Here is a 9,564-nt window from a genome sequence, read left to right as displayed (position 1 = left end):
GATGGAAGCGTTGTCTGCTCGAGCGGAAAGTGATGAGACTGCTCCGCAGGTAACCCTTGAAGATCTGTATCGCACTGCCGTCGAGACTCCGTCGGACATTAACGAACACTGTGACAAGCTCCGTCAACTCGCTGCCTGCTGCGAGACGGTCGTGGAATTCGGAATGCGTCGCGGCGTCAGTACGGTGGCGCTGCTGGCCGGTCAGCCCGCGAACTTCATCTCGGTCGACTTGATCGCCGATCCGATTGCGGAGTTACTGGCGGCCAACGCCTGGCGCACACGATTCGAGTTTCGGCTGGGTTCGTCCCTGAGCGTGACTATCCCCGAGTGTGACCTGCTGTTCATCGATACGCAGCACACCGCCCGGCAACTGCGCGGTGAACTGCGACGCCATGAATCACGAGTCCGTCACTGGATTGCGTTTCACGATACCGAGATCTTCGGCGAACGGGGTGACGATGGCGGACCGGGGCTGCTGGTGGCGCTGGAAGAATTTTTGACCGAGCACTCCGAATGGCAGCCGCTGTTTCATGCACAACACAACCACGGATTCACCATCATCGGCCGCGTCACCGCACCGCCACTTCCGTTTGAGGCATGCGATCCGATTCCCGAGCGGCTGAGCCTGGCCCGGTCAACCTGAGGCGGGCGATCCCGAGACTTCATTCTTTCTCGAAAGGTGACACGACTTGTCTCGATCGGGAATGAGTGAGATTCCGGATTTGCTGAGTTGGCACCGTAGCCGGTTCAGGGGCTGCACCGCCGACGACTGCAGAATGTTCGGTCACCACATGAAGAAACAACACGATGGACTGTTACCTGACTGTCTACGAGCAACTGACCTGGCCCCGGCAGATGGCGGAGGAATGCGTTCGTCTGGGGTTGTCGCCTGTGATTCTTGATCACGGCAGTACCTATCCGCCGCTGCTGAAGTGGCTGGATGAATGTCCGTACCCGGTGATCCGCGTTGCGCACAACGCGGGCTGTTATGGCTTCTGGTGGACAGGCCGCTATCGCGAGATGAGTTCTCAGTACATCGTTTCCGATTCGGATCTCGATCTGTCACAAGTCCCCGATGACGTCGTTGAGCGACTACAGCAGGCACTGGCCGAGAATCCGGATGTGGCGAAAGCGGGGCTCTCGCTGGAGATCGAGGATATCCCGGACACCTACCCCTTCCGTGAGCAGGTGATGGTTTGGGAGCGGCCGTACTGGACTGAAAAACGTTCCGGCGCATGGCGTGCGAACATCGGGGCCACGTTCGCCCTGTACGATCCAGCACGCCACGAGATGCTGGACGAGGATTTCTATTCCGCCGTGCGACTGGATCGGCCCTACACTGCCCGCCATTTGCCCTGGTATCTCGATTTCCAGCAGCTCGATCCAGAGCTCCGTTACTATTTTGATCGCTGTGACAACGTGGCTTACTGGGGCAGTCTGACGAAAAACTATCTGAAAGAGCTTGCTCCATGACGAACGCCGGCAAATGGGAAGTCTTTTTTCGGGGGGCGGATCCATTTCCCTTCGGGGCGGATACGACTTACCAGCTTGGGGCTGAGTTTCTGTCCGGATGTCGGGACGTTGAGGACTGGGGATGTGGAGCTCAGTGGTTTCGGCAGGTGATGAGCGGGATCAATCCCGATATTCGTGTCACCGGCCTGGATGGATCGGCGGGACTTTGTGACCGTGTGGTTGATCTGTGCGACTATGTTCCGACAGATCCACCCGATGGACTGATGATGCGCCATGTGCTCGAGCTGAACGCCGACTGGCGTACGATCCTTGACCAGGCACTGAAGTCGTTCACACACCGGATGGTGCTGATCCTTTACACGCCCATGGCGGACGAAGAAAAGTCCCTTTGCGAATACCTGTTTCCCGATGGAAGTTCCTGTGCTTATCTCGCGCTGCCGCAGCATGAACTGGAACAGATGTTTGAGCGGCATGGTTTGAGATATGTTCAGGAAGCGATTGCCATACCAGGCTCGCAGTTCGGTCACGAGACCCTCTACCGGATTTCGCGTCCGCAACGCATTTCGATCGAGGAAGGTGGCCCTGTCTCCACCGAGCGAGACCGGCCGGTGGGGACGGGGGGCGACTTGCCCTTTGTTTCCTGCGTATGTCCGACGTTTGGCCGGCCAGCACTGTTGGCGAATGCTCTTGCCTGTTATCTGGCTCAGGACTACCCGCTCGAGCGGCGGGAATTGATCGTGCTGGATGATGCGGGCCAGTACGGCTCACAGGCCGGGGAGGGATGGGAAGTCATCTCCGTTCCGCGACGTTTTCGATCGCTGCCCGAAAAGTACAACGCTCTGGCGGGCCTTGCGCGGGGGGATCTGATCGTCGTCTGGGAAGATGATGATCTCTATCTTCCCTGGCATATCTCCGCTCATGTTCGGGCGCTCGGTAGTGGTCTGGGATATTCCAAGCCCTCGCGAGTGCTGTCCAGCGGGACTGAGACTCTTCAAACGGAATCGGCGGTCGGACGCTTTCACGCGAGCATCGCGTTCAGGCGGCAATGGCTCGAACGAGTTCCCGGCTGGCCACTGACCAGGCGAGGTAATTTTGACCAGCAGTTCATGTCAAAACTCGCTCGACTGGGCCCGACTGCCGATCCGCTGGAAAGCGATCCGCCGTCTTACATTTTTCGCTGGGCGTCGACGGGGGACTATCACGGATCCGCCCTGATGGCCTCGCCGGAAGACGAGGGTTGGTATGGGCGAGTAGAGATTGCTTGTCAATCGGATTCACCGAGCCCTTTGCGGCCCTGTTTCGATAAGCATACGGTCAAATGCTTTGCCGAGCTGCAGATTCCTCTTCCACACCTGCACGAAACTTCCTCGCGACGTCCCTCGCCGGCCGGCTAAGAGGCGGGCCGGGTCCGAGGGATCCCCATTTTCTAAAGGTGTGTACGAAAGCACAGATTCGCCCTGTGTGGTATGGTATCTGACGACTGCCAAGCCGTTTGGCAGCGTTCGTATAAGTAACTCATCTTAGTAACTCATCAGGAATGCGAACTATGACGCCGAGTCAGCCCGGTATCACAACCGCGACCACGACGACAACGCCACGCCCTACGACAACGACTCCGCCACCGACTCCGCCACCGACGACGACAACACCAAGACCTACGACGACAACACCAAGACCTACGACCACGACGGGACGCTCTATCACGACAACCAATCAATAGCAATTCCCGAGGATCCGCAGGCCGACCACAACGCCGCCACCCTTAGCTGCCTGTTGAAAAAGTGGGACAGGCACCTTGAGCAATGCAGATCGCTCATTGTTCTCGAGCGGACTTCGGATCCATTCCCCTTTTTCAACAGCCTGTTTGGGGAGCTCCCCCTCGACTTCCAAGGAGTGCCGATCAGGATGTTCTCCCGGAAGTGAGCACCGAGCGTTCTCCTTCAGCCGATTTCCGTTCCGTAACAGGGACTCAGAAATTCTGTTAAGGCGACGACCTCTCCGTTCGCGGAAGCGCGCGGTGTGTGGTTTGGCTTCGACTTCACACGTCATTCCTGCGAGGTGAAGACCGGGACCAGCAGGTTGTCGACGGGGGCAAAGTCATCCGTCAGGATTTGTCCTTCAGACAAGGCGAGTACGGCGCTCATTTGACCGCTGAGAATTCGCTCGTTCGAACCGGGTGGGGTTTCCAGTGAGGCAAAGGGGCCTCCCGTCCAGTCGCCGGTGTCGTCGAGCGATTTAAGGTCGATGGGCTGCCGTGAGCAGACCATGACGAATGTGTCGCGACTGGCACTCGGCTGCTGATACGAGGTACTGAAAACGTAGACATTCGGAAACACGCTGGCCGCTGTCGCCACGTACCGCCCCAAAAATCGCCCCGCGATCTTCTGGCGTGATCGTTCGGCGACGGATTTCACTGCCTGGGCCCAGGGAGGATTCCCCGGATCGAGTTCGATCAACTGTTGTGCGATCTCAGGGGTGATAATTCCGCGAAATCCCAGTACTCGTTGATCTGCATCCGTGCGAAGAGTTTCCACGAATTCGAAGGGGGCGGGTGAGGGGGTCCAGGTTTGCTGTTTCTGGTTCGCAGGTTCTAACTGAGCAGGCAGTTTCCCGGCAAAGGGGAGACGCTTTCGGGACTGAGTCATCAATTGATTGATAGCGCGATTCCAGCCACTCCGTTCTTCCTCGATTTTGATCTCGGGCTGAAACCCTTTGGAGATTTCAAACTCGGTCGCAGGTTTGATGGCGTCCCAGAAGGCGTCCTTCAGAAAGCTCTCTTCATGCGCGGTCGGGGGGCGCTGGACCCGCAAACGGTAACGGTTGGAAAGGAGTTCCATCACCTCCAGCGGGGCGAATCGTTTCGTCGCGGGGATGTACTTGTCCCGTTTCGGTTCATCCCGCAGCACTCCGATCGGCAGACGGCCCTGATAATCTGCTTCGGCCTCATCTACCGTCCGACCGGGATATTCCGTACGGGGATAGATGTCGATGATGTTTGCCTGGAAGACACCCCGTTCATTCAGCAATTCGTACGTCTTCTGCTGAAACTCACGAGTGGTCAAATGCCAGGGAATACTGAAGTCATTGAACGCGTCGGCGTAGATAAAGTCATAGGTCACGGGAGCCTCAGACCTGCTGGCTCGTTCTCGATTGGCCCTGAGTGAATCGTCGACAAAGTTCCGCGCGTCGCCGATGATGGTCCGGATCCGCTGTTCCAGTTCGGGTGTCAGTCCCATTTCCTGAGTCACCGCGTAATGGACCGCTGGATCAAGTTCCGCGACATCAATGTGTGCGCTGCCGGGAAACTCTTTCAGAAACCAGCGAGGGAAGATGAATCCGCCTCCCCCGTAAAAGCACGCAGAACTGCGACGTGATTCCCGTATGAGCCGGGTAATTTCGTTGTACCACCGGGCCGACGGCGTCATGGCGATTAGCTGGTCTCGTGCCGCGTGAGAAATCGGTTCATAGGCGATGAGGACTTCCAGCGATTCGTCATGGCGCAGTATGGCGTTGAACTCGGGAGGAAGAATGATTCCCTCTGGAAGTCCTTTCAGATTCACAGAGGAAAAGCCCCCCCAGAGCGGCTTGTTTGTTTCCGTATGCAGCCATTCGATCGCTTTCCAGTATTCCGCCTCCGGGGCCAGTGCCAGTAGCTTCTCAAAGACCCCCATCGTGGGTTTTGCGATGTTCAGTGACTGACCCGTTTCATCCAGATGCACATCCTCGGGCAGGTCTGCGGGGGACAGGTTGAGGCCCTCCAGACCTTTCAGTGGCAGTGACAGGCTTTCGAATGTCGGGGGGGCTGCAGCCCTCTTCGTGACGGCGGCGTAGATGCGTTCGTATTCATAGTGGAGTGACGTGGGATCCCCCGGGTCGTAGTAGCTGTGGATCAGCTTGTCGAGCTTCAGCATTTTAACGGGCCGCTCGTTGACCACCGTATCGTTGACCAGGATGTCGAAGTAATTGCTTTCATCGTGATACTTGTTCAGCGGATCGTCACGAAGTCGCAGCAGCAGTCCCACTTCATGGAATTTCTCACCGACATAACGTCCGTACTCAAGCCATGATTCCTGGGCAGAAACGGCTTCGAGTCGGGGCTTTGTCATCGTCAGACATTTTCCGACGGTGAGGCCCACCGAGCCCATTGCGCTGTTATTACAGGTGGCAAACAACATGGTCCATCCCAGAAGTTGCAGCCAGCCCAGCAGGACGGCCGTGCGAAACCCCCGACCTGCGCCGACAACAATCACCGCCAGGATCGCGAGTGTGGTTGCAGTCAGCCCGATGATGGAGCGGGTTCCCCAGACATCGATCAGGTAGAAGCCCGTCAGAAACGTCCCGACGATCGATCCCAGGGCTCCCCAGGCATAGACGTTTCCCACGGTCGAGCCCGTCTTCGTGCTGCGGTCGATGGCCATGCTGGCGACCAGCGGAGATGTCGCACCGAGGGCGAGCGCCGGGACCAGGAAGATCAATGCTACCACCGTAACGATCCAGGCGGGCCAACTGAATGAATCCGGTCGCGGGATGGTCCCGACAATCTGATCCAGCCAGAGGACGGTTCCGCAGGAGACACTTCCCAGCAGATACATCCAGGCCAGGGCTCGCTTGCGATCGAATCGATCCGCCATCCAGCCACCCAGCCAGTTCCCGAAGGTGATCCCGGCCAGCACGACGCCGATGACAGAGGTCCATGTGTAAAGTGATGAACCGACGTGCTTGCCGATCAGGCGCGAAGCAGTCAGTTCCAGCGTCATCACGCAGACACTGGTCACAAAGACCAGTGCATTGAAGCCAATCATCTCCATGACGTTGGATGGTTTCGGTTTGGCAAATTTCCTGGGAGTGGGTAGTTCAACGGGGGGAGGGGGCTGAATCTCTCCCTTGGGAATGGGAGATTCTGTTGCCAGACGGTAGGTCAATTCGGGTTCGTTTTCGGGACCTGGCTCGCCCGAAGTCGATGGTGAACTCATGAACTCAATTTCCGAAAGTGGACCGTAATTGTGAAAGGGGTGTCATGATAAACATTCCAATCACGAACTTCCCACCCGGGCGGGGAAAGTGACCAGCCCCGGAGATTGTTCTGCGATCCACTGGAGCCTACCGGGTTCCAGTCGTCCCGGCCGTGCGTCGGCAACATGAGCTGCGAAAGCCGTTTGCCTTCTGCATTGACCCGCTTCTTTTGCCTACTGTGGAGAACGTAGTCGTGATCTCCCCGCAGGAAGGGAGCGTCGACTCCTGCACCGATAACAACGGGACATGGATCTGTTTGAACGAGATTCCGATCAGGTCAGCAGTGCCGTGCAGCAGCAGCCTGCGACGTGGATGTCGAAAAGCGGAGAGTTTGACGCTGAAAGCAGTCAGGCGTCGCCCACTGCGAAAAGCAGAGGGGCGACGCCTGATGAGATATTGTCGGTGGGTTGTTGTCTGCCGACTTCAAACGCCGACTTCGTGAGCGATCAGGTCTTCGTAGGTCTCACGGCGGCGGATGACGGTGACATTACTCCCATCGACCAGCAGTTCCGTGGCGCGGGGGCGGGTGTTGTAGTTGCTGCTCATCGTGCTGCCGTAGGCTCCGGCGCTGAACGTGGCGAACAGATCTCCCCGTTTGAGCGGTGGCAGGTACCGGTCCTTGGCGAAGTAGTCACTGGATTCGCAGATCGGTCCCACGACGTCGGTCTTTTCGCACCCTTCGATCGGGTCTTCCACGTTTTCGGGCATCGGGACCAGCGGTTTTACCGGCCAGACGCGGTGGAATGAATCGTACATCGCAGGTCGGACCAGGTCGTTCATCGCTCCGTCCTGAATGACGAAGAACTTGCCCCCTTCGCGTTTCGTGAAGACAACTCGGCTGACCAGGACGCATGAGTTTCCGACGACGAATCGGCCTGGTTCCAGAGCGAGTCGGCATTTGGCTTTGACGATCGAAGGAACGATGACATCCGCGTAGGCAGATGCCGGAAGCCCTTCATTTCCGCGGTAACTGATGCCGAAGCCGCCACCCAGGTTGATCCAGTTGATGTCGTGTCCGTCAGCACGAAGCTGTTCCACGACTTCAATGGCCTTCTTGCCCGCAGCTTCATACGGGTCGGTGGTGAGAATCGGGGAACCCAGATGCATGTGGATTCCCTTGAGTGCCAATCGCTTATCTTTCAGGACTTTGGCGGCCAGTTCGCGGAACCGCTCAATGTCCATTCCGAACTTGTTTCCCTTTTTCCCGGTCGTCGTTTTGGAGTGCGTCTTCGCGTCGATATCCGGATTGAGTCGCAGGACGACTCGACCGACTTTGCCCATCGAAGAAGCCACTTCGGCAATCGCGTCGAGTTCCTGTTCGCTCTCGACGTCGAACATCAGGATGTCGTTTTCAAGGGCGAAGCGGATCTCTTCGTCGGTTTTCCCCACGCCGGCGAACACGACCTTGGACGTATCGCCACCCGCTGCCTTAACCCGGTACAACTCACCGCCAGAGACGACGTCGAAGCTGCATCCGGCATCCCGGACGACCTTCAGAATGCCAAGCGTCGAGTTGGCTTTCACCGAATAGCAGATCACGGGATCGACGGCAGCAAATGCGGTCTGGATCTGGTTAAGCTGCCCAAGAATGAACGACTTGGAGTAAACCCAAAGTGGCGTACCATATTGTTCAGCCAACTTCGCCACGGGGACATCTTCACAATAAAGTTCGCCGTCGCGATAGTTAAATGCCTGCATAGATCAACCTCTTCCAGTCGGTCAGCATCCCGCCCGATGCGTGAGGGGGGATGTGAAATTACCATCGAGCTTTAATTCAACAAACGGGTTGTGATCCGTGAAAGCGGATCACAACCCGTCCTGTCGCAAATCGGATTGGGTTTCTTCTTTCGGACAGCCACTGCATGAATGCGGTGGTGTCACGAAGAGGAAATATTATTTCTTGAAGTGCTTCGCCAGCAGTTCGGCGATCTGAACGGCATTCGTGGCGGCACCCTTTCGCAGGTTGTCGCTCACGCACCAGAAATTCAATCCGTTCGGGTTGGTCAGATCCTTGCGGATACGTCCGATGTAAACCAGATCGCTGCCGGTCGATGTATGGGGCATCGGGTAGCCCCCCTGCACTTCGTCGTCCTGAACGCACAGGCCAGGGAACGCACTGAAGAGCTGCTTCGCTTCTTCCACCGAGACGGGGCGCTCGGTTTCGACCAGAATTGTTTCGCTGTGGCAGTTGGCGACAGGGATACGAACGCACGTCGCGGAAACGAGAATGGATTCATCGCCGAGAATCTTGCGAGTCTCGTAGACCATCTTCATTTCTTCGCTGGTGTAGCCCTGCTCTTTGAAACCACCGATCTGAGGAATAGCATTGAATGCAATGGGGGATTTGAAGACTTTATGCTCGTAACTCGCTCCGGCGAGATTGGCCCGGGTTCCCTCGATCAGATCTTCCGTCCCTTGAAGTCCGGCGCCGCTGACAGCCTGGTATGTACTGACGATGACTCGTTTGACCTTTGCGGCATCGTGCAGGGGCTTCAGAGCCATGACCATCTGGGTCGTTGAGCAGTTCGGGCTCGAGATAATCCCCTGGGCGTTCAGAGCGTCCTGTGGGTTGATTTCGGGGATTACCAGAGCGACATCCGGGTGCATCCGGAAGAATCCCGATTCGTCGATCACCTTACAGCCTGCCGCGACGGCGTGGGGCAGATATTCCGCCGCCACTTCGTCAGGTGTACTGGCGATCACAACGTCCACCCCTTTGAAGGCGGCGGGCTCAAGCAACTCAACCGTGTACTCACGTCCTTTGAATTTCAGTTTGGAACCGGCACTTCGCGACGAAGCCAGAAACCGATAGGTTTCGGCCAGCATCGGTCGTTCTTCGAGAAGCTCCAACATGATGCGACCCACTGCACCGGTCGCACCAACCATCGCCATCGTTCCAAACACGGTGTCTTGTTCCTGGAATAGGGGTTTTAACTTTAATTTCGCGGACGGTCAGAGCCCGGCCGGACGATTATAGCAGCGGAACATCTTACTTTCTCAGGGAAATCCGCCGCAATCATCTCCTGAGTCTTCAGACGTTCCGGCCGGTTTTCGATTTACTCTCGGCATTTCGCGGGC

Annotated in this window: 7 protein-coding genes; 3 read left to right on the top strand and 4 right to left on the bottom strand. The window is 57.2% G+C overall.

All coding sequences use genetic code 11. From position 1 onward, the window contains the following. From VGE80_RS24600 to VGE80_RS24590, 3 genes are all read left to right on the top strand, one after another. On the top strand, positions 1–643 hold a 643-nt coding region (locus VGE80_RS24600; RefSeq protein ID WP_440594491.1), incomplete at its 5' end, for a class I SAM-dependent methyltransferase. A 164-nt stretch (positions 644–807) separates the two neighbouring features. Continuing rightward, the gene (locus VGE80_RS24595) at positions 808–1,473 is read left to right on the top strand and encodes a hypothetical protein (protein WP_373650059.1); all 666 of its coding nucleotides are present in this window, start codon (positions 808–810) and stop codon (positions 1,471–1,473) included. Continuing rightward, the gene (locus tag VGE80_RS24590) at positions 1,470–2,867 is read left to right on the top strand and encodes a glycosyltransferase (protein ID WP_440594490.1); all 1,398 of its coding nucleotides are present in this window, start codon (positions 1,470–1,472) and stop codon (positions 2,865–2,867) included. The genes VGE80_RS24595 and VGE80_RS24590 overlap by 4 nt, the downstream gene beginning before the upstream one ends. A gap of 163 nt (positions 2,868–3,030) precedes the next feature. On the opposite strand, the gene VGE80_RS24585 is transcribed toward VGE80_RS24590, so the two are convergent. The 4 genes from VGE80_RS24585 to VGE80_RS24570 form a co-directional block, all read right to left on the bottom strand. Further along, positions 3,031–3,186, bottom strand: coding sequence for a hypothetical protein (locus tag VGE80_RS24585; RefSeq protein WP_440594489.1), 156 nt, complete (start codon positions 3,184–3,186; stop codon positions 3,031–3,033). 332 nt (positions 3,187–3,518) lie between these two features. After that, entirely contained in the window at positions 3,519–6,446 is a 2,928-nt protein-coding gene (locus VGE80_RS24580) for a fused MFS/spermidine synthase (RefSeq protein WP_440594488.1), read from the bottom strand. 463 nt (positions 6,447–6,909) lie between these two features. Further along, positions 6,910–8,184 carry a diaminopimelate decarboxylase gene (gene lysA, locus VGE80_RS24575; protein ID WP_397571669.1) on the bottom strand — a complete coding sequence of 425 codons (1,275 nt, stop codon included), beginning with the start codon at positions 8,182–8,184 and terminating at the stop codon, positions 6,910–6,912. 195 nt (positions 8,185–8,379) lie between these two features. Beyond that, positions 8,380–9,390 carry an aspartate-semialdehyde dehydrogenase gene (locus VGE80_RS24570; RefSeq protein ID WP_440594487.1) on the bottom strand — a complete coding sequence of 337 codons (1,011 nt, stop codon included), beginning with the start codon at positions 9,388–9,390 and terminating at the stop codon, positions 8,380–8,382. Between the last annotated feature and the right edge of the window lie 174 nt (positions 9,391–9,564).

Origin of the sequence: Schlesneria sp. (genome assembly GCF_036405755.1) — a bacterium.
Taxonomy (GTDB): Bacteria; Planctomycetota; Planctomycetia; order Planctomycetales; family Planctomycetaceae; genus Schlesneria; species Schlesneria sphaerica.
This window is presented reverse-complemented; position numbering and strand designations above follow the sequence as displayed.

What these genes read in the sequence shown, in the direction of transcription:
- VGE80_RS24595 (WP_373650059.1), top strand. Translation starts at nt 808, where the DNA reads ATGGACTGTTACCTGACTGTCTACGAGCAACTGACCTGGCCCCGGCAG.
- VGE80_RS24590 (WP_440594490.1), top strand. Translation starts at nt 1,470, where the DNA reads ATGACGAACGCCGGCAAATGGGAAGTCTTTTTTCGGGGGGCGGATCCA.
- VGE80_RS24580 (WP_440594488.1), bottom strand. Translation starts at nt 6,446, where the DNA reads ATGAGTTCACCATCGACTTCGGGCGAGCCAGGTCCCGAAAACGAACCC.
- lysA (WP_397571669.1), bottom strand. Translation starts at nt 8,184, where the DNA reads ATGCAGGCATTTAACTATCGCGACGGCGAACTTTATTGTGAAGATGTC.